Origin of the sequence: Photorhabdus khanii NC19 (assembly GCF_000517265.1) — a bacterium.
Lineage (GTDB): Bacteria > Pseudomonadota > Gammaproteobacteria > Enterobacterales > Enterobacteriaceae > Photorhabdus > Photorhabdus khanii.
Genome location: NZ_AYSJ01000017.1, coordinates 228,409 through 249,607, shown reverse-complemented (window position 1 = coordinate 249,607; position 21,199 = coordinate 228,409). Strand labels below are relative to the sequence as shown.

At 43.2% G+C, this 21,199-nt stretch carries 16 protein-coding genes and 3 pseudogenes; 5 read left to right on the top strand and 14 right to left on the bottom strand.

Translation table 11 applies throughout. The features are described 5' to 3' along the window. The 4 genes from tolQ to tnpA form a co-directional block, all read right to left on the bottom strand. Complete coding sequence (gene tolQ, locus PTE_RS21850; RefSeq protein ID WP_036850661.1) at positions 1 to 696, bottom strand: Tol-Pal system protein TolQ; 696 nt, start codon at positions 694 to 696, stop codon at positions 1 to 3. Then, positions 696 to 1,097: a tol-pal system-associated acyl-CoA thioesterase gene (gene ybgC, locus PTE_RS21845; protein WP_036850658.1), complete on the bottom strand. Its 402-nt coding sequence runs from the start codon at positions 1,095 to 1,097 to the stop codon at positions 696 to 698. Before ybgC ends, tolQ begins: the two co-directional genes overlap by 1 nt. Positions 1,098 to 1,213: 116 nt before the next feature. Continuing rightward, on the bottom strand, positions 1,214 to 1,336 hold the full coding sequence (locus tag PTE_RS24725; RefSeq protein WP_083335169.1) for a cyd operon YbgE family protein: 123 nt from the start codon (positions 1,334 to 1,336) through the stop codon (positions 1,214 to 1,216). Positions 1,337 to 1,420: 84 nt separating this feature from the next. Next, complete coding sequence (gene tnpA / locus PTE_RS21840) at positions 1,421 to 1,825, bottom strand: IS200/IS605 family transposase (RefSeq protein ID WP_023045406.1); 405 nt, start codon at positions 1,823 to 1,825, stop codon at positions 1,421 to 1,423. A 58-nt stretch (positions 1,826 to 1,883) separates the two neighbouring features. Here tnpA and PTE_RS21835 point away from each other — a divergent pair, with 58 nt between their 5' ends. After that, positions 1,884 to 3,110: an RNA-guided endonuclease InsQ/TnpB family protein gene (locus PTE_RS21835; protein WP_036851020.1), complete on the top strand. Its 1,227-nt coding sequence runs from the start codon at positions 1,884 to 1,886 to the stop codon at positions 3,108 to 3,110. 49 nt (positions 3,111 to 3,159) lie between these two features. On the opposite strand, the pseudogene PTE_RS21830 reads toward PTE_RS21835, so the two are convergent. The 4 genes and pseudogenes from PTE_RS21830 to cydA form a co-directional block, all read right to left on the bottom strand. After that, positions 3,160 to 3,318, bottom strand: a pseudogene (locus PTE_RS21830) (cyd operon YbgE family protein); the annotation flags it as partial. Continuing rightward, complete coding sequence (gene cydX / locus PTE_RS24200; protein ID WP_021325053.1) at positions 3,318 to 3,434, bottom strand: cytochrome bd-I oxidase subunit CydX; 117 nt, start codon at positions 3,432 to 3,434, stop codon at positions 3,318 to 3,320. The gene cydX and the pseudogene PTE_RS21830, both read right to left, overlap by 1 nt. 12 nt (positions 3,435 to 3,446) lie before the next feature. Then, complete coding sequence (gene cydB, locus PTE_RS21825; protein ID WP_036850656.1) at positions 3,447 to 4,586, bottom strand: cytochrome d ubiquinol oxidase subunit II; 1,140 nt, start codon at positions 4,584 to 4,586, stop codon at positions 3,447 to 3,449. Between the two features lie 17 nt (positions 4,587 to 4,603). Further along, positions 4,604 to 6,172 (bottom strand): cytochrome ubiquinol oxidase subunit I, encoded by a 1,569-nt coding sequence (gene cydA / locus PTE_RS21820; protein WP_036850654.1) that lies wholly within the window; start codon positions 6,170 to 6,172, stop codon positions 4,604 to 4,606. Between the two features lie 670 nt (positions 6,173 to 6,842). Between cydA and PTE_RS24195 the strand changes: the two are divergent. The 3 genes and pseudogenes from PTE_RS24195 to PTE_RS23015 form a co-directional block, all read left to right on the top strand. Beyond that, positions 6,843 to 6,959: pseudogene (locus tag PTE_RS24195) on the top strand (tail fiber assembly protein); the annotation flags it as partial. A gap of 552 nt (positions 6,960 to 7,511) precedes the next feature. After that, positions 7,512 to 8,810, top strand: coding sequence for a phage tail fiber protein (locus PTE_RS21815; protein ID WP_036850652.1), 1,299 nt, complete (start codon positions 7,512 to 7,514; stop codon positions 8,808 to 8,810). A gap of 670 nt (positions 8,811 to 9,480) precedes the next feature. Next, positions 9,481 to 11,262: a Hint domain-containing protein gene (locus PTE_RS23015; protein ID WP_051477515.1), complete on the top strand. Its 1,782-nt coding sequence runs from the start codon at positions 9,481 to 9,483 to the stop codon at positions 11,260 to 11,262. Positions 11,263 to 11,486: 224 nt separating this feature from the next. On the opposite strand, the pseudogene PTE_RS25375 reads toward PTE_RS23015, so the two are convergent. Continuing rightward, a pseudogene (locus PTE_RS25375) lies at positions 11,487 to 11,665 on the bottom strand (transposase); the annotation flags it as partial. 428 nt (positions 11,666 to 12,093) lie between these two features. Here PTE_RS25375 and PTE_RS23010 point away from each other — a divergent pair. Next, positions 12,094 to 13,881 carry a Hint domain-containing protein gene (locus PTE_RS23010; protein ID WP_051477514.1) on the top strand — a complete coding sequence of 596 codons (1,788 nt, stop codon included), beginning with the start codon at positions 12,094 to 12,096 and terminating at the stop codon, positions 13,879 to 13,881. A 66-nt stretch (positions 13,882 to 13,947) separates the two neighbouring features. Here the strand turns inward: PTE_RS23010 and sucD are convergent, their stop codons facing one another. The 5 genes from sucD to PTE_RS21780 all read right to left on the bottom strand — a co-directional run bounded on the left by sucD (position 13,948) and on the right by PTE_RS21780 (position 21,169). Then, positions 13,948 to 14,823: a succinate--CoA ligase subunit alpha gene (sucD, locus tag PTE_RS21800; protein ID WP_036850650.1), complete on the bottom strand. Its 876-nt coding sequence runs from the start codon at positions 14,821 to 14,823 to the stop codon at positions 13,948 to 13,950. Next, the gene (gene sucC / locus PTE_RS21795) at positions 14,823 to 15,989 is read right to left on the bottom strand and encodes an ADP-forming succinate--CoA ligase subunit beta (protein WP_036850648.1); all 1,167 of its coding nucleotides are present in this window, start codon (positions 15,987 to 15,989) and stop codon (positions 14,823 to 14,825) included. Before sucC ends, sucD begins: the two co-directional genes overlap by 1 nt. A 152-nt stretch (positions 15,990 to 16,141) precedes the next feature. Further along, complete coding sequence (gene odhB, locus PTE_RS21790) at positions 16,142 to 17,365, bottom strand: 2-oxoglutarate dehydrogenase complex dihydrolipoyllysine-residue succinyltransferase (protein WP_036850646.1); 1,224 nt, start codon at positions 17,363 to 17,365, stop codon at positions 16,142 to 16,144. A 13-nt stretch (positions 17,366 to 17,378) separates the two neighbouring features. Beyond that, the gene (sucA, locus tag PTE_RS21785; RefSeq protein ID WP_036850643.1) at positions 17,379 to 20,186 is read right to left on the bottom strand and encodes a 2-oxoglutarate dehydrogenase E1 component; all 2,808 of its coding nucleotides are present in this window, start codon (positions 20,184 to 20,186) and stop codon (positions 17,379 to 17,381) included. Between the two features lie 266 nt (positions 20,187 to 20,452). Further along, complete coding sequence (locus PTE_RS21780; protein ID WP_036850641.1) at positions 20,453 to 21,169, bottom strand: succinate dehydrogenase iron-sulfur subunit; 717 nt, start codon at positions 21,167 to 21,169, stop codon at positions 20,453 to 20,455. Positions 21,170 to 21,199 lie beyond the last annotated feature (30 nt).

The following is a 21,199-nucleotide window of genomic DNA, read 5'->3' as shown; positions in this document are numbered from 1 at the left end:
CTATTTGTTTTCAGCTTTATTTTCAGCAGCGAAAGCCTGACGGTGCAAAATAGCCAGAAACTCTTCCATAAAGTTATCGTAATTTTGCTCCAGCTTATTAACGCGCTGATTCAGACGGTTGTATGCCATAACAGCCGGAATAGCAGCAAACAGGCCAATCGCCGTTGCAATCAACGCTTCTGCAATACCTGGTGCTACCATCTGAAGAGTTGCCTGTTTTACCGCACCTAATGCGATAAATGCATGCATGATCCCCCAAACGGTACCAAACAAACCGATATACGGGCTAATTGAACCCACTGTACCCAAGAATGGAATATGGCTTTCCAGTGTTTCCAGTTCACGGTTCATAGATATACGCATTGCACGTGAAGCACCTGTTACCACCGCTTCCGGCACATGGTTGTTTGCATGGTGCAAACGGGCAAATTCTTTGAACCCGGAATAAAAGATTTGTTCCGTTCCACCCAGAGAATCCCGGCGAGACTGACTTTCCTTATACAAGCGTGATAATTCAATACCCGACCAAAATTTGTCTTCAAACGCTTCCGCTTCACGGGTCGCCGTATTGAGAATTTTGGTCCTTTGAATAATGATTGCCCATGAAGCAATGGAAAAGCAGATCAAAATAAGCATGATCAGCTGCACCAAAAGGCCTGCCTTCAGGAATAAATCAAGAATGTTCATGTCAGTCACTACTTAAACTCCGCGACAATAGACTTAGGAAGCGCAATCGGCTTCATTTGAGATGTATTCACGCAGGCAATTAAAACTTCTGCGCTGTTAAGAATTATTCCGTTAACATCAACAATGCGTTGAATAAATGTCAAAGATGCTCTACGAATATCCGTAATTTCGCTCTCCACCTCCAACATATCATCAAGCCGGGCTGGGGCTCGATAATCAACCACTATACGCCGAACAACAAATCCAATTTGTTCATCAAGTAAACGCTGCTGATGAATGCCATGCTGACGCAACATCTCTGTGCGGGCCCTTTCATAAAAGGCGACATAACGGGCGTTATAAACTACCCCACCAGCATCTGTATCTTCGTAATAAACACGGACGGGCCAACGGAACAACGTATTACTCACTTTCAATCCTAAGTAAGGCGAATTAACGCTGCCACTATACTCAAGACCATGCAGCTTTGGAATAATGTGCAAATAAAAAATTTATTGGCTAAAAATCCCATAACATACAGAATTAACTAATAGAAGAAGTGGTACAAGCCCCAAATCAAAATTAAGAACGCAGGCAGAGGAAAGAAAAAGATACGCCAGACGATATTTCTTGGGTGAAAACCCATCCCGAAAGTTACACCTGTGCACACAGCCCATCTTTACCTCCAAAGGGTATTCCCGCCGACATCAGGCGGGAGGGGAATTTGGACGGGCTTGAAAAGCCCGTAGGATCATCAGCCACGCTGATGTTGAATGTATTGTTTCACCACTTCCAGCGGTGCTCCACCGCATGAACCCGCAAAGTAGGAGCGAGACCAGAGAACGGCCTTTCCGTATGCTTCGCGTAAGTCCAGAAACTCATTACGTAAGCGACGGGAGGTTACCGCTTTCAGCGAGTTAACCAATACCGATAGCTGAACGGTCGGGGGATACTCAATCAGCATATGAACATGATCTAAATCGCCGTGACTCCCTTTAAGTTCTGCGCCGAAGTCACGGCAGATTTCACCTGCATACTGATGAAAGGCTGAATAGTGTCGCTCGCCAAGAATCTTTCTACGGTATTTGGTCACAAACACAAGATGTACATGCAAAAGAAAGGCGGCATGTCGTGAACGATTAATTTTGTATTTTTGCATTGAAGTTAGCCGAAGGCACAGTAAAATAGAGAGTAAACCTACTACACACTGAATGATAATGCTAATACTGAAAGCCTACAAGTTCAGACTAGAGCCAACTGAAGAACAGTTGCCGCGTTTGCGGCAGTTATGCGGGTGTGCTCGTTTTGTCTGGAATCACGGACTTCAGGTAACAAAACACATTCTGGATTCCGGCGGAAAACTTCCCTCCGCGTTTGAACTCAACCGAATGCTCACGGGGTGGAAAAAAACACCGGAATACGCCTTCTTACAGGAAGCTTACACCGATAACCTTCAACAAAAACTTAAAGACTTACAGGGGGCATGGAGGCGTAGCTTCGATAAAACACTGGCAGCGAAAGCGCCTGTATGGAAACGAAAAAATGACGGCAGGGATTCAATCCGGTTCGTCAATTTTGAAAAATATTGTCTCCTTGAAAATCGCAGAGTCAGGCTGCCTTCTGGGCTCGGATGGATAAAGTTCCGGCAATCGCAGGAGGTGAACGGCAAAATCAAAAATGCCACGATCAGCCAGTCAGTGGGTAAATGGTATGTGTCGTTTCAAGTCGAGATAGAAGCCTCTGAGCCACACCACGAATCAACAACAATGGTGGGTCTGGATGCCGGGATATCGAAACTGGCGACGCTCTCAGACGGGACGATATACGAACCGGTCAACAGTTTTAAAACCCGCCAGCGCAAGCTGGCGAAGCGCCAGAGACAGTTAAGCCGCAAAGTTAAGTTCAGCGCCAACTGGCAGAAACAGAAGCGAAAAATTCAGCGTCTGCACTCGCATATTGCCAATATTCGCCGCGACTACCTTCATAAGACCACCACGAAAATAAGCAAAAACCACGCGATGATCGTGATTGAAGATTTGAAGGTCAGTAACATGTCGAAGTCAGCGAAAGGCACGGCAGAACAGCCCGGAAGGAGCGTTCGGGCTAAATCAGGCTTAAATCGCGCGATACTGGATCAGGGCTGGTATGAAATGCGCCGTCAGCTAGAATATAAGCAGCGCTGGCGCGGCGGTCAGGTACTGGCAGTCCCTCCGGCATACACCAGCCAGCGGTGCGCATGTTGCGGTCATACAGCGAAAGAAAACCGCATATCACAAAGTCAATTCGAGTGCCTTGAATGCGGATATACGGAAAATGCCGATATCAACGGAGCTCGTAACATTTTAGCGGCAGGACATGCCGTGCTTGCCTGTGGAGGGAGGGTGCAATCAGGCCGCCCGTCGAAGCAGGAACCAGACGCAGAGCGATCAGCCGTCGCCCACTAACGGGAATCCCCTCTTGAGTCACGAAGTGCGAAAGTGGGGGAGGATGTCAAATGAGTAAAATGCCTTGCCATAAGTGCAATGAACTGGTGTTTGCCGCAAAACGGGCGGGATCCCAGAAGACACAAGAAGCAAGCACCAACGCCATAATAAGGATAAGGCCCCTTACAGGACCTTTATCCATCAGCCGATAGCATTTATCTATCAACATTATTTCTCACTATTTTCAGCGGTTTTTTCCGCTTCATTATGCTCAAGTGCTAAGGCAGCGATGATAGCGAAACTACACGCCAAGAGCGTTCCGAGAATCCAAGCAAAATACCACATGCTCTGTGCTCCTTAGTACAGTGAATGTTTGTTATTTTCAATAAAGCTTTTGTCCAAACGCCCAAACATTTTGTAGTAACACCAAATGGTGTATCCCAGAATGATTGGGACAAAAATCAGTGCAACCACAAACATGACGCGCAGTGTCAACAAACTTGAAGTCGCATCCCACATTGTCAGGCTGACATTTGGATTAGTGATTGATGGCATAACAAATGGGAACATCGTCACACCACAGGTCATAATGATGCAAGCAATGGTCAGTGAAGAGAACAGGAATGCCCATCCTGCCCGATTCATACCGGTCATCAATATCGTCAGCAGAGGAGAAACAACACCCAGTGCCGGTAACGCCCACAGCCACGGATAGTGATTAAAGTTGGTCATCCAGGCACCCGCCTGATGAGCAACTTCTTTATGCAATGGGTTAGACTGAGCCATTGTATCCAAGCCGCCAGTCACAACATAACCATCAATACCATAAATCAGCCATACACCTGCCAGCAGGAAAGCAACCATTGTTACCAGCGCACAGATATAAGTGGCGGCACGGGAACGCAGACGCAGTTCACCGGTAGTACGCATTTGCAGATAAGTTGCCCCCTGAGTCACAATCATCATCAGGCTGATCACACCCGCCAACAAACCGTATGGATTTAGCAATCCGAAGAACGAACCGCTATAGAACAGGCGTAGTTGGGAATCAACGTTGAATGGCACCCCTTGTAACAGATTACCGAATGCCACACCGATAACTAATGGCGGAACGAAACTACCGACAAATATCCCCCAATCCCACATGTTGCGCCACTTACGGCTTTCCAGTTTGGAACGGTAGTCAAAACCAACCGGACGGAAAAACAGCGCGGATAACACCAGGATCATGGCGACATAGAAGCCAGAAAACGCAGCGGCATAAACCGTCGGCCATGCTGCGAACAATGCGCCACCGGCGGTGATCAGCCAAACCTGATTACCATCCCAATGGGGTGCTATTGAGTTAATCATGATGCGGCGTTCAGTATCGTTTTTACCGATGATACGTAACAGGACACCCACGCCCATGTCAAAACCATCAGTTACCGCGAAACCGATTAGCAACACACCAATCAGCAGCCACCATATAAACCGTAGTACTTCATAATCAAACATAAGTGGACTCCCGTTTATTACTGAGCATTGTGCGCCGAAGTTGTTTTCTGTTCAAAGTGGTAGCGGCCAGTATTCAGACTGCTTGGACCACGACGGGCGAATTTGAACATCAAAAACATTTCTGCGATCAGAAACAAGGTGTAAAGACCACAAATCAGCGCCATTGAGAACAGGATATCGCTGGCTGCCAAATTGGAACTCGCCACCGCTGTTGGCAAAACTTCACCAATCGCCCACGGCTGACGACCATATTCGGCCACAAACCAGCCTGATTCTATGGCAATCCACGGCAATGGGATGCTGTACAATGCTGCGCGCAGTAACCATTTTTGTTCACCAATACGGCCACGGATAACGCTCCAAAACGCCAGACCAATCAACAGTAACATCAGGAAACCTGCTGCAACCATGATACGGAATGCAAAATAGAGCGGAGCAACGCGAGGAATGGAATCTTTCGCAGCGGCCTTGATTTGCTCTTCGCTGGCATCAGTCACTTTGCTGGTATAACGCTTCAACAACATGCCATAACCAAGGTCCTGCTTACTTTCATTGAATGCGCTACGAACAGTTGGATCCGTGTTACCTGCCCGCAACTCTTCCAACAATTGATAAGCTTTCATACCATTACGGATCCGCAGCTCATGCTGGTCCATCAGATCACGCAGACCAATAACCGGGGTATCGACAGAACGGGTGGCAATCAGGCCCATGAGATAAGGGATCTGAATGGCATATTTGTTTTCCATTTTATCCTGATCCGGGATACTTATCAGTGTAAAGGCTGCCGGAGGTGGCTGAGTTTCCCATTCAGCTTCAATTGCGGCCAGTTTAGTCTTCTGTACATCACCCATTTCGTAACCGGATTCGTCACCCAGCACAATAACAGACAACACAGCGGCAATCCCAAAACTTGAAGCAATCGCAAATGAACGTTTAGCGAATGGAATATCACGACCTTTAAGCAGGTAGTAAGAACTGACACCAAGAACGAAGATCGCCCCCGTCACATAACCTGCCGCAACAGTATGAACAAATTTCACCTGAGCAACCGGGTTCAGTACCAATTCGGCAAAACTCACCATTTCCATACGCATGGTTTCAAAGTTGAAATCAGAAGCAATCGGGTTTTGCATCCAACCATTAGCAACCAGAATCCAAAGTGCAGAGAAGTTAGAACCTAACGCAACCAGCCAAGTTACCGCCAAGTGCTGTTTTTTACTGAGACGATCCCAACCGAAGAAGAACAAACCGACGAATGTGGACTCCAGGAAGAACGCCATCAGACCTTCGATCGCCAGAGGCGCGCCGAAAATGTCACCGACGTAATGAGAGAAATATGACCAGTTAGTCCCGAACTGAAACTCCATGGTCAACCCTGTTGCGACACCCAGAGCAAAGTTAATACCAAATAACTTGCCCCAGAATTTTGTCATATCTTTATAAATTTGTTTACCGGAGAGCACATATACCGTTTCCATAATCGCCAGCAAAAACGCCATGCCAAGCGTTAGCGGAACGAACAGGAAATGATACATTGCAGTTAAGGCAAACTGTAATCGTGACAGTTCGACAATATCAAACATCTTGACTCCTTGCTCCTAGCAGGAAAGCACCGGCTTGCGGCAACCTGGCTTCGTACAAGAACCTATTCAGAGTTCTAAACCGGAAACCTTATAACTACCAGCAATAAATGCCTCTAAAATAACAACTCATTACCAAGTGAATTAAAAACCTAATTAGACTAATAGTATAGTACGCTTATATTCCCATACAATAAATACGTTTTACGTGATTCAGATTAGAATTCTGAATGTAGGTCAATAATTGCAGTTATTGTTTAATGGGAACTTATTGATCAGGATCAATTTAAGCAAATTAGAAAAATAATGCTATAGTAATAACTTGATTTTAATAATTTTTTTCTGGTCAGTGTTAACTGTATTGTCTATTATTTCATTTTGGTTGGCATATTGTTAATTATTTGTTTCTTTAGATAATTGTTGATTTCCATATTGCTGTGAAATGACTTTTAAAATTAACTTTTTATTTTCATCCTTAAGAAAATATTGTTATTAACGTTGCATTAGCAGTGAGATAGCCACCATTTGACTGTCATTCAGATAGCAATAATGGCACGCAGCTTGAAAACTAAACTTCCTCCTTGTGACAAACCTCACCAAACTTAGGATAATGACTTAGTACCCCGATTCTCGCAGACCGGCACTTCCAGGCTCGCACCAGTCACCACCACAATACGCTGTTGAAACTAAGATGCGGTCAGAAGCTGAAAAAGCGTTGTTGCTGGACTGGAAAAAGCATTTGGTATTACTGAGTCGAGCTAATGTTTCATTGTCACAAAACATTAAATAAGCTTTCATAATTATGCTTCACTTCCAACTAGCCCTTGTGCACCAAGACATACAGCCTTTTCATCTAAACGGCCCGTGAAAACAGTGAGATAGGTTATAGAACCAATATTGTTCAAGAAGAAAACAAAATGCATAGGTGTATCGGTATTATGGAAAGCTATTTAATTGGTCTAAATGGAATTTTTGAGAAACTGAAGGCTTGGTATATGTATACTCATTAAATGAATAATTATTTTTTCTGGTCATTTACTTCAAAATTAAATCTTTGTAAAATTTTATTTCATTAATGTTTTCACTGTAAATTGATTATTAAATAATGCGGATATTATTGAGGGTGTTTTATAATAAGAAATTAAGAGAGATAACAATAATTTTTACATGTTGAATTTCTTATTTTCACCAATTAACTAAAAATAGTTAATCCTTTAAGTTATAAGAACATTTAATTATTAATCAACTGAACTAGACTGTAATTGATATGAATTATTGAAGTATTTTTCAATAATTCAATATGTTGATTATAAAATAATGTTATTTTATATAAGGAGTGTTTATGAATCAAAAAAATGATTTTAAATCTTTTTCTTTCGGCAAGAATTCTAATGTGTTGAGCCAAGGAGATTATGAAATTAATAAAAATTTGCAAGATGGAATTCCAGCAGGTGATATTTCCCCTTACATTCACTTGTTAAATAAGGTATTACGTCAATCGTCAACCATATCATCGGTGGTGGCTGATTTTATTGCAACACAATCTGGTGAGGATGTTCTGGATGATGGAGATAGAGATAAACTCACCGTGCAGTTAAATAAAGCGTTAGAAAAAGTAACCACAGCAAAAATTCCCAATGCCTCATTAACACAAAAGGGAATTGTTCAACTAACAAATGAAATTGGCGATAATGACACGCTGGCAGTGACACAGAAACTTGCTCAGGAAATAATAAATTCATTACGTAAAAATATTAATGAAAAAGTACCCAATACCCGAAAAATAAATGGGAAAGTATTAACCGGGGATATTACTATTGATGCTGAGGATGTAAGAGCGATATCAACAGATAATGTAATACATTCAATGAAACACGGTGATCTGGACGGATTGGAAAATCTACATAATGGTTGTTCCGGGTTTAACCCCTCCGCGTTGTTCCTGACTCAATATGGGCTGCCACGTGGCAACGGTGGCGTTCAATTAAGAATTAGCAATATGAATGGTAAATCAAGCGAGGGGGAAGACGATGTATGGAGCCACAGGCTGATTTTTACCCATTTTGGCGATACATATCGTACAGATCATATAAATGAATATTATAAACTTACACGTAAATTTTGGGACAATCTTAATGCCAGACCAGATTTTAATGGATACCTAAAAATATCCTCTCCGATAATAGAAATCTATCCTGATGGCACATTTTCAACTAATGAAGAATCAGAGGGAGCAGAAGTAACAAAAGAAGGAACAGGCATATACCGCATATCAAATATTTCAGGCTATAACACTGATGGCGCCTGGGGTGTGCATGGCGGTATTTCTGTTCCCCAAAACAATAATAATCTTGAATTGATTTTCGTTGACGATCATATCCAACCTGATGGTTCTATTATCATTGAAACCTGCCATCGCCAACATTCGCATTTACCTGAGAAATTTCAGAACTGGCGGCTCAAATCTGTTGATGATAATGGCAAACAGGTATTCTACCAAGATGGGGAACCCTGTGATATTTCTGAACATTGTCGTTTAGATATTCGCATCCAAATGCCAGAAGATTCACTCTGGAACTTGAAACGAAAGAAGTTGCAGGAAGAAATAGAAAGTATCAGCGTTTCCGGCAATAAATTGTAGTAACACGGGGCCGTATGGCCCCGTATCTTACTTTTTTGAACTTCAAGATAAGTAGCTGAAGTTCTTTTCATGCCAGTCAGGAATGATATAACAATGTGATGCCCAGTTTATCTCAGGTTCCTGTGGATGGAAATGGAACTTTACCGATACGAAACAATATCATGGTCATTATTATACTCGGCTCCGTGATCTGTCGAAAGCACAAATACAGTATCTACTTGCAGCAGTGAAAAATATAAGGAAAGTGTCTTTATTAATAGCACTTTATTACCTGTATATCCACCGGGCATCGTCTTCTATGATGAATGAAATTAAAAAAGTCCTACAAGAAAAACAGTGGGGTTTGTTAACAATTTGACATGAGAAACTTGACAATTTTTTACAAAGAACTATTAATTATAATACCATCTTTATTTAGTATCCATTTAATCCTGTAATACCAAAATGTTACATATATATTCTTAAAACTATTTGTCTAACTAAGAGGAGTTATTATGCATCTTTATCCTTACTCATAACTTTCAATATGAAATTACAACATTAATTCACTATCAGTTTAAGATTCAGTGAATAGTGACACTCTAATATTATATTTATATACAGAGAATATCATATAAAATATGTGTAATTCATTATTTATAAACCATTTATTACTTCATGGAATAAAATTATGACTCTATATAACAGAATATTTATTTTTTTCATCATGATGTTTGCCCCTATAATATCCTGCTTTGCGGATACCGAAATTAAGTTATCTGACGAGCAAAGTCAGGTTCTATCTCAGCTATTAGAGAAGATTGAACCTAATAAACCGACACCAATCGATTTAACTCAACCGGAAAATGAAAAAGGATATATTGCATTATTATATTCCCATGGTATTACAAAACAGACACATCCTGATATTTTTAAAGATATCGAGCTTATGAAGAAGTTAACACGTGAGAGTGGAAAATCGCTTGAATTAGAAAACTCGCCTACAGAGCCAGAAAATTATTTTGGTATTCCCAGAATAGTATTCTCCGAAGATTCCAAATCAATTTCAGCTCAAGTTTTTAGTTCCATATATTTTCCTCCTGTTACTACTTTAAGCAACGATACCATTAAAACTGACGCTCAAGAGACATCGTCACAGAATGGCATCACAGTTTTTGGCACAGACAAAAAGGGGAGGTTCAAAACAACCCCCATACACGTACAGGGAAAGGCAATCGACACAGAAATACGGGACTTTTCAATAGGTACCGCGGAATATAATCTTACTGCCTTGAAGCAACTTGATTCTATTTATGCTGTTGCCCGTTTCCAAGGGAAAAAAAACGGGATACCTATCACTACTAGACCAATATTAATTAAGTCAAATACACTAACAGACTTAGAAAATCCTTTTAAACACCTTCAGCCTCACACAATGAAGAACCACGCACCGACTCATGTAAAGCATCCATTAAATCCATTAAGATCGGTAATCGTTTGCTTAAATAGAGCAAACCCTGAACCAGGAACTCCTAATGAATGCGATTATGGTCCAACATCACCCGGTAATCCAACAATAAAGCTGGAAATAATAGGTGATATCACATTCAATAACCCTATAGCGATTGATGAAAAAGGGAAGCCTACAGCGGTTCAGGGAGAAAAACCAGAGGTAAGTCTGACACTAATTGGTCTTAATACTGGGGGGGCATGTAAAGTAAGAGGAATAGATAAAGGCATATTTTGGGAACATACAAAAGTCAATAATGATCCTGCCAAAGGTAATAATACAAAGTTATCATGGGATTTTTCTGAAAACACAGGTTACGCTGATTTTGGACCAATATGCTGGAAAAATAACGAAAGCTATGTACTAGACCTACAGGCTACTATTATGACAATGCAAGGTGATAATGTATTGCCTGTCCAGTTCCAGTATACCAATGACCCCAAGGCTATTCAGGCAGCTAAAACTAAGAAGGACGCATCACAATTCATCTATCCACCCATTCAAATCCAATATGGTTGTATTGCTGAAGGCACATTAATAGATATGGCTAACGGCTCAAAATGGAAAGTTGAAAATATACGCCCAGGCGATAAAGTTTTAACAAAGCAAGGAGGCATCTTACAAGTAAAAAGCCGTATTGTAGGTCACGATACTGAATTTATTGATTTAACTTACAATAATGGTGAGCAAGTTTCACTGACGCCAACACATCCTGTCTCAACATTACGAGGAATAGTCAAAGCCGAGGACCTTAAGGCCGGTGATACAATACATACACTTGATGGCCAAATTACCCTTACCTCAGTTAAACAGAGAAAATCAGAACCATCAAACGTGTATAATTTTGTCTTAGAAAAGACAGATAGCCAAAGTGAATTATTACCTGAAGATGCTGTGCTTTCTGCCGGTGGCATTTTGGTTGGCGATAATAATCTGCAAAGAAAAGTGTCGATATCAAATTAATCTCTCAGATTAATGACAAAGTGCTGACTTTTTTAGTCAGCACTAATTTCTAAGTAACGCATTTGTATTATTTTTATGGTTGAGAATGAAATCCAGCCAACGAAAAACAGCCATTATGAAAAATGTTCTGACTCCATTTTCCCTTAGGTTAATTTGATCACCTACAGATACACTATTGTGTCCCTATTGCACCAAATAACCTTCTATATCCAGAGGTAAAAACCACAAAACGTCGCGACCCGTAACGCTCTCTTCTTGGTATTTCTGGCTATTACTGCTAACAGACACAGTATCTGTACTTTCAGCAAGCCTAGGAGACGAGCATAACGGTACCCATGATGCGGCTTCGCATCCGCAAGACTCTGTTCTATCGTCTCCTTTACCGGGCGTACTTCTTTTTGCCCTACAGCGTCAACCGGTTTTCTCTAAAATGAAAGCTAGAAGAATACGGCAATAACACTTAATAAAGTGAAATAAAGAGTCCCACGAGAAAAATAGTGATATTTGTTAACAATCTGACATGAGAAACTTGACAATCTTTTACAAAGAACTATTAATTATATAAACGATTATAGCGTCACCTTTAGTATCTATTCCTCCTATACTATAAAAATATTATATATGGCGGATTCGACTAATAAGTGTAATTTTTCAGAAAGGCGGTCAGTTGATATAGTAGGCATCTTTACTACTTATCTTACTCATAATTTCCAAATTAAATTAATAAATTATCAGTTTAAAACAATAATGCGCTAATATTATTTTGACTAAAAAATAAAGTATATGTAATTAATTCCTTACAAAACCTATATTATCTCACAGGATAAAATCATGACTCTATACAACAGAGCACTTGTTTTTTTCATCATGCTATTTCCCCCCATAATATCATGCTTTGCTGATACCCAAATTAAGTTATCTGCCGAAGAAAGCCAGGCTATATCTCAGCTTTTAAATAGTCTTGAACCTAATAAACCCACATTGATCGATTTAACTCAACCACAAAACGAGAAAGGATATATTGCATTATTAAAATCCCATCATATTACAGAACAGACACATCCTGATATTTTTGAAGATATCGAAACTATGAAAGTACACCAAAATGCATTACTTAAGAATGGACAACGACTTGAAATACAAGATTCGGTTACAAAGCCAAAAAATTATATTAGTCATCCTAGAATAGTATTTTCCGAAAATAACAAATCAATTTCAGCTACTGTTTTTGCTTCCCTATATTTTCCTGGTTCTAATATTTCAAACAGCAATACAATTGAAACTAACGCTGGAAAGGCAAAGTTACAGGGCGGCCTCTCAATTATTAGCTCTGACAACCAGGATGTTAAAACACTACATGTATCCGTACAAGAAAATACAAAGAATAATGGGGTAAGGAACTTTGTACTATCCACCCCCGAATATAATTTTGCTACCTCTGGACAACATGATAATACGTATCAAGCTATTTCCTTTTTCCAAGGGGAAATAAATGGAATACCACTCAATAACGCGCCAATAGTAGAGAAGTCACTGCCGCTGCAAGACCTTGAAAATTCTTTTAGCAACTTTTTTCCTCAAAGTATGGAAAACAAAGCGCCAACTTATGTAAATAATTCACCAGAGAAAGAGAAACCGATAATCGTTTGCTTAAATAGAGCAAACCCTGAACCAAGAGCTCCTAGTGAATGTGATTACGGTCCTACGTCGCCAGGTAAGCCAAATGATCAGTCAACAATCAAACTGGAAATAATAGGTAATGTTACATTTAAGCACCCTATCGCCATTGATAAAAATAGGAAACCTAAAGCAGCTCAAGGGATTTCACCAGCGATAGATCTGACACTGGTCGGTCTCGATACTGGCGGCGCATGTAAATTAGCAAGAGATATAAATGAAGATACATTTTGGAAACATAAAAAAGTCAATAATGATCGTCTCAAAGGCAATAATACAAATTTATCATGGGAATTTTCTAAAAACACAGGTTACGCTGATTTTGGACCAATATGCTGGAAAAATAACGAAAGATATATACTAGACCTACAAGCTACTATTGTAACAGAGCAAGGTGATAACGCATTTCCTGTCCTGTTTTCTTATACCAATAACCCCGGTAGTGTGGAGAGCGCGTCACAACTCCTTTATCCGCCCATTCAAATCCAATATGGTTGTATTGCTGAAGGCACATTAATAGATATGGCTGACGGCTCAAAATGGAAAGTTGAAAATATACGCCAAGGCGATAAAGTTTTAACAAAACAAGGAGGTATCTTACAAGTACAAAGCCGTATTGTAGGTCACGATACTGAGTTTATTGATTTAATTTACAATAATGGTGAACAGGTTTCACTGACCCCAACACATCCTGTCTCAACATTACGAGGAATAGTCAAAGCCGAAGACCTTAAGGCCGGTGATACAATACATACACGTGATGGTCAAACTACCCTTAGCTCAGTTAAACAGAGAAAATCGGAACCATCAAACGTGTATAATTTTGTCTTAGAAAAGACAGATAGCCAACATGAATTATTACCTGAAGATGCTGTGCTTTTTGCCGGTGGTATTTTGGTCGGTGATAATAACCTGCAAAGAAAAGTGTCGATATCAAATTAACCAGCTTTTTTAACGATCTGAGGCCACTTCACTGTGGCCTCATAGATAAGCATCTCTTATCAACTCTTACTTGCCAACGAGTAAATCCTTCACAGCATCACCAATGTCTGCCAAGCTACGAACAGTCTTCACACCAGCGGCTTCCAGAGCAGCAAATTTTTCGTCCGCCGTTCCTTTACCACCTGCGATAATGGCGCCAGCATGGCCCATACGCTTACCTTTCGGCGCAGTCACACCTGCGATGTAGCCAACAACAGGCTTAGTTACGTGCTCTTTAATATAAGCTGCCGCGTCTTCTTCCGCATTACCACCAATTTCACCAATCATTACGATGGCTTCTGTTTGCGGATCTTCCTGGAACAATTTCAGGATATCAATGAAGTTAGAACCTGGAATTGGGTCACCACCGATACCTACACAAGTAGATTGCCCTAAACCTGCATCAGTAGTCTGTTTTACTGCTTCATAAGTCAGTGTGCCTGAACGGGAAACGATACCGACTTTACCTGCCTGATGAATGTGGCCCGGCATAATACCGATCTTACATTCACCCGGCGTAATAACGCCCGGGCAGTTAGGGCCGATCATACGAACACCGGCTTCATCCAGTTTCACTTTAACCGCCAGCATATCCAGAGTCGGGATACCTTCAGTAATCGTGATAATCAGTTTGATGCCAGCGTCGATAGCTTCCAGAATGGAATCTTTACAGAATGGAGCGGGAACATAGATAACGGAGGCCGTTGCCCCGGTTGCCTCTACCGCTTCACGAACAGTATTGAAAACAGGTAATCCCAAGTGCTCAGTACCACCCTTACCCGGCGTGACACCACCCACCATCTGGGTGCCATAGGCAATCGCTTGTTCTGAATGGAAAGTCCCCTGACTACCAGTAAAACCCTGACAGATAACTTTGGTGTTTTTATCGATTAAAATAGACATTATTTGGCCTCCACTGCGGCTACTGCTTGCTTAGCTGCGTCTGTCAGGCTGGTGGCAGCAATGATATTCAAACCACTGTCAGCCAGTTTTTTCGCCCCCAACTCAGCATTGTTCCCTTCCAAACGAACAACAACCGGTACGTGAACACCCACTTCTTCCACCGCACCAATAATACCGTCAGCAATCAGGTCACAACGGACAATACCACCAAAGATGTTAACCAATACGGCTTTCACATTTTCATCTGACAGGATGATTTTAAACGCTTCTGTAACACGTTCTTTGGTTGCACCACCACCCACATCAAGGAAGTTCGCGGGTGCGCCACCATGCAATTTAACGATATCCATCGTACCCATTGCCAAACCTGCGCCATTTACCATGCAACCAATGTTGCCATCCAACGCGACATAGTTCAGTTCCCACTGTGCCGCCTGCGCTTCACGCGGATCTTCCTGAGATGGATCATGCATTTCACGCAGTTCAGCCTGACGGAACAGTGCGTTACCATCAGCGCCCAACTTACCATCCAGGCAAATCAGATCACCCTGAGTCGTGATAACCAACGGATTAATTTCAACCAGAGCCAGATCGCGCTCCAGGAACAGATTTGCCAATCCTAAGAAAATTTTAGTGAACTGGCTGATTTGTTTACCGGTTAATCCCAGTTTAAATGCCAGTTCACGCCCCTGATAAGGCATAGGGCCAACCAGTGGGTCGATAACCGCTTTATGAATGAGTTCCGGAGTTTCTTCCGCAACTTTTTCAATTTCAACACCACCTTCAGTAGAGGCCATGAACACTACACGACGCGTACCACGATCAACCACCGCACCGAGATACAACTCCTTCGCAATATCAGTTGCCCCTTCGACCAAAATCTGGTGAACAGGCTGCCCTTGCGCATCTGTTTGGTAAGTGACCAGACGTTTACCCAGCCATTGTTCAGCGAAAGCGCGAATCTCTTCTTTACTGTTAACCAATTTCACGCCGCCCGCTTTACCGCGACCGCCAGCGTGAACCTGACACTTAACCACCCAAGGGCCAGCACCAATTTTAGATGCCGCTTCTTCTGCTTCACGCGGTGTAGTGCAGGCATAACCAGCCGGAGCGGGTAAACCATACCGTGCAAAAAGCTGTTTTGCCTGATACTCGTGTAAATTCATGATGTTCTATCCATAATCTAATCTGAGAAGAGCAATTGTCTTCTTATTTTTTTGTTACTTTGGATATAGCCAGTCCAAAGACTGGCTGTGCATGTACATTTGTTTACTTCAGACCGGGCAGATATTAGCGCGTATCTGCCCTTATTATGTTGCTATACGTCCAGCAGCAAACGTGCAGGATCTTCCAGCATCTCTTTGATGGTCACCAGGAAGCCTACAGACTCGCGTCCATCGATCAGACGGTGGTCATAAGACAGTGCCAGATACATCATCGGAAGGATCTCTACCTGACCATTTACCGCCATCGGACGATCTTTAATGGCATGCATGCCAAGAATCGCGCTCTGTGGCGGGTTAATGATCGGAGTAGACATTAAAGAGCCGAATACACCACCATTGGTAATCGTGAAATTACCGCCTGTCAGCTCTTCGACGGTCAATTTACCGTCACGGCCTTTGATAGCCAGCTCTTTAATACGTTTTTCGAGTTCAGCCATGCTCAGTGCATCCGCATCACGCAGTACCGGCGTTACCAAGCCACGCGGTGTAGATACCGCAATACTGATATCGAAATAGTTGTGGTAAACCACATCAGTGCCATCAATAGAAGCATTCACTTCCGGATAGCGTTTCAGTGCTTCGACCACCGCTTTCACATAGAAAGACATAAAGCCCAGACGCACACCGTGGCGTTTTTCAAACGCTTCGCCGTACAGCTTGCGCATTTCCTGAATCGGCTTCATGTTAACTTCGTTAAACGTCGTCAACATCGCAGTGTTGTTTTTCGCTTCCAGCAAACGTTCAGCCACACGCTTACGCAGGCGAGTCATTGGAACACGTTTTTCGCTGCGGTGTGGCAACAACGAATCCTGAGTAGAAAGAGAAAGTGGAATAGCTGATGATTGACTATCCACCTTTTTGTTATCAGCCATGTGTTTTTCCACGTCTTCGCGGACAATACGCCCACCAACACCGCTACCTTTAATCGCTTTGGCATCAAGATCATGCTCTGCAATCAGACGGCGAACCGCCGGGCTAAGTGCGTCGTTGCTCTCTTCTTCTAACCCCGCAGTCTGGCGTTTAGCCGAAGTTGCTTCCGTTTTTTCTTTTACTTCTGTCGGTTTACCCGTGCTATCGCCCAAACGGATACGACCAAGAAGCTGACTGGACAGAACGGTTGCATCTTTCACTTCCAAAATGGCTTCTAAAACACCGGCTTCACTGGCAGGCACTTCCAGTACCACTTTATCCGTTTCGATTTCAACCAGCACTTCATCACGTTCAACACGGTCACCCTCTTTTTTGTGCCAGACTGCAACAGTGGCATCAGCAACAGACTCGGGCAAAACAGGAACCAGAATATCTACGCTACTCATTTTCTATCCTTATTTATTCAACGTTCAGTGCGTCATTAACCAGCTCTTGCTGCTGCTGCTGGTGAACTGACGTATATCCAACTGCCGGGGAAGCAGACGCAGGACGACCTGCATAACGTAAAGAAGCCCCGAATGGGATCACTTCACGGAAGTTATGCTGACTGCAATACCAGGCCCCTTGGTTTAATGGCTCTTCCTGGCACCAGACAAAATCGTGTACATGGGCATACTGCTCCAACGCTGATTGAACATCCTGATGAGGGAACGGATACAGTTGTTCAACACGCACGATAGCGACATCAGTTTGTTTGTTCTTACGGCGTTGCTCCAACAGGTCGTAATAAACTTTACCTGAACAGAGCACAACCCGTTTAACACCTTTAGGATCCAGCGCATCAGCTTCACCGATAACTGTCTGGAATTTACCGTTAGCCAGTTCATCCAGGCTGGAAACCGCTAATGGATGACGCAACAATGACTTCGGCGACATAACAATCAACGGACGGCGCATACCACGCAGAGCCTGACGACGAAGCATGTGATAAACCTGAGCCGGCGTTGACGGTACGCAAACCTGCATATTCTGTTCTGCACACAGTTGCAGATAGCGTTCCAAGCGAGCTGAAGAGTGTTCAGGCCCCTGCCCTTCATAACCATGCGGCAACAACATAACCAGACCACACATACGGCCCCATTTCTGCTCGCCGGAGCTGATGAACTGGTCAATAACAACCTGTGCTCCGTTAGCGAAATCACCAAACTGCGCTTCCCAGATTGTTAAAGCGCGGGGTTCCGTTGTCGCATAGCCATACTCAAAGGCCAGAACAGCTTCTTCAGACAGAACAGAATCCCATACATCAAACGCCCCCTGACCGTTATGAACGTTCGACAGAGGCACATAAACAGAACCATTAGCCTGATTATGAATCACAGCATGGCGATGGAAGAAAGTACCACGGCCCGCGTCCTCACCAGACAAACGCACCGGAACACCTTCATCAACTAAAGTTGCGTAGGCTAACGTTTCTGCCCCACCCCAATCGAACAATTTACCGCCGTTTGCCATCTCTGCGCGGTCATTATAAATTTTCGCTACGCGAGAGTGCATTTCCACTTCTTCCGGGATAGAGCTGATACGTCGGCCCAGATCCTGCAAACGCTTAATATCGACTTTATGCGGATATTCTTCATCCCAATCGTGATTAAGATAAGGCTCCCATGTAAATGAGTGCAGCCCCATTGAGCGCCACTCTTCAACGACACAGTCACCACGGTCAAGAGCATCACGATACAAATTAACCATCTCAGTCACATCATCGACTGATATCAACTGCTCAGCAACCAGCTTGTCAGAGTAGATTTTACGTGGCGTTGGGTGCTTTTTAATTTTCTGATACATCATTGGCTGAGTCGCACTTGGCTCATCAGCTTCGTTATGACCATGACGGCGGTAACATACCAGATCGAGCATCACGTCACGTTTAAAGGCATTACGGAAATCCAGAGCCAAGCGGGTAACGAATGCCACCGCTTCCGGATCGTCTGCGTTAACGTGGAAAATCGGCGTCTGTACCATTTTGATGATATCGGTACAGTATTGTGTTGAACGGGCATCTTTCGGGTTCGACGTGGTGAAACCAATCTGATTGTTGATAACAATACGAATCGTACCACCCACTTCATAACCACGGGCCTGAGACATGTTCAGGGTTTCCTGCACAACGCCCTGGCCGGTAACGGCGGCATCACCGTGGATAGTGATTGGCAAGACCATATTGCTGCGGCCTTCATCCAGACGATCACGGCGGGCGCGTACTGAACCAATAACCACAGGGCTGACAATCTCAAGGTGAGATGGGTTAAATGCCAATGCCAAATGAACCTTAGCGCCCTCGGTGGCAAAATCAGACGAGAAGCCCTGATGGTATTTCACGTCGCCGGTACCAAGATGCTCTTTATGCTTACCGGCAAACTCATCGAACAGATCCGTCGGTTTTTTACCTAAGATATTAACCAGAACGTTGAGGCGACCACGATGAGCCATCCCCATCACAACTTCCCGTGTATCGTGCTTACCCGCATGACGGATAAGATCCTTCAACATGGGGATCAGTGCGTCACCACCTTCAAGAGAGAAACGTTTCGCTCCCGGAAACTTAGCGCCCAGATAACGTTCCAAACCTTCAGCCGCCGTCAGTTCCGCCAGAAAACGCTGTTTTTCCTCTGCGCTGAACTGAGAGCTGACGGTAACAGATTCCAGACGCTGCTGAATCCAACGTTTTTCTTCCGTATTGGTGATGTGCATATATTCAGCACCAATAGAACCGCAATAAGTGCGTTTCAGGGCTTCATACAAATCAGCCAACTTCATCGTTTCTTTGCCGAGAGCAAAAGAACCGACATTAAATGTCTCGGCAAAATCGGCTTCCGTTAGATTATGGAAAGCAGGATCTAAATCAGGAACACTATCCTGTTTCCATAATCCCAACGGATCAAGATTCGCATTTTGATGTCCGCGGAAACGGAATGCGTTGATGAGCTGCAAAACCTTAACTTGTTTTGCATCCATTGCCGGATCACTGACAGAGGAGTGATAACGCGTAGTATCTTTCGCAAGGCGGCGGAAGTAATCACGCGTCTGCGAGTGGAGTTGTTCACCGCTTAATCCCGCATTCGGCAATTGTTGGAAAATTTCTTTCCAACTTGCATCAACGGAGTTTGGATCGGTTATATAGTCTTCATAGACTTGCTCTATGTAAGACTGGTTTGAACCAGCCAGGAAGCTTGAATCCAGCCAGTCCTTCATTGCGCCGTTCTGCATTGTGATCCCTTAAGCTTTAAAAGCTTTAGTTTTCGCCGTGGTTAACTATTACCGCTTAAATGCGGTGTCGATAAAAGGTTCATTTGGACGTGCTTTATGCATGTTCTCTTTTGGGTTTCGGAACCCTTCAAGGAACCTTTAAAAACCGTTACATGGTTTTTAAAGGTTCCTTACCTCAAAGCTTTTGTCATCATTAGCAGTTGGCAACTCATCATTCTCAATTCTTTGTGCCCTCCGCAGATAAAACTGCGCGGAGGGCAAGCCAATTACGCGCTATGTTTTAACAACATAGATTTAATATGGCCAATGGCTTTTGTTGGATTCAACCCTTTAGGGCACACACTGACACAATTCATGATGCTATGGCAGCGGAAAACACTGAAAGCATCATTCAGCTTATCTAACCGTGAATCGGTTTCAGTATCTCGACTGTCGATCAGGAAGCGATAGGCTGCCAGCAACCCCGCAGGTCCGATAAATTTGTCTGGATTCCACCAGAATGACGGGCAAGAAGTTGAACAACATGCACACAGAATACATTCGTACAGGCCATCCAGTTTTTCCCTTTGTGCAGGTGACTGTAAATGTTCACGCGCCGGCGGGTTTTTACCGTCATTCAGCAAATATGGGCGAATCTTCTCATATTGTGCATAGAATTGCCCCATATCTACAACCAGGTCACGGACAACCGGCAAACCTGGCAGCGGACGGATCACAATTTTCTTGCTGCCACGCCGCAAAGCCGAAACCGGTGTAATACAGGCCAGACCATTTTTACCATTCATGTTGAGGCCGTCAGAACCACAAACCCCTTCACGGCAAGAACGACGGAAAGAGAGTGTCGGGTCCTGCTCTTTAAGCTGGATTAATGCATCCAGCAACATCATGTCACGCCCATCTTTTGCTTCCAGCGTGTAATCCTGCATATGAGGCGCGCTGTCAACATCCGGGTTGTAACGATAAATCGAAAATTCAAGCTTCATAATCTATTCCTTCGCAACTGGATCATCAGC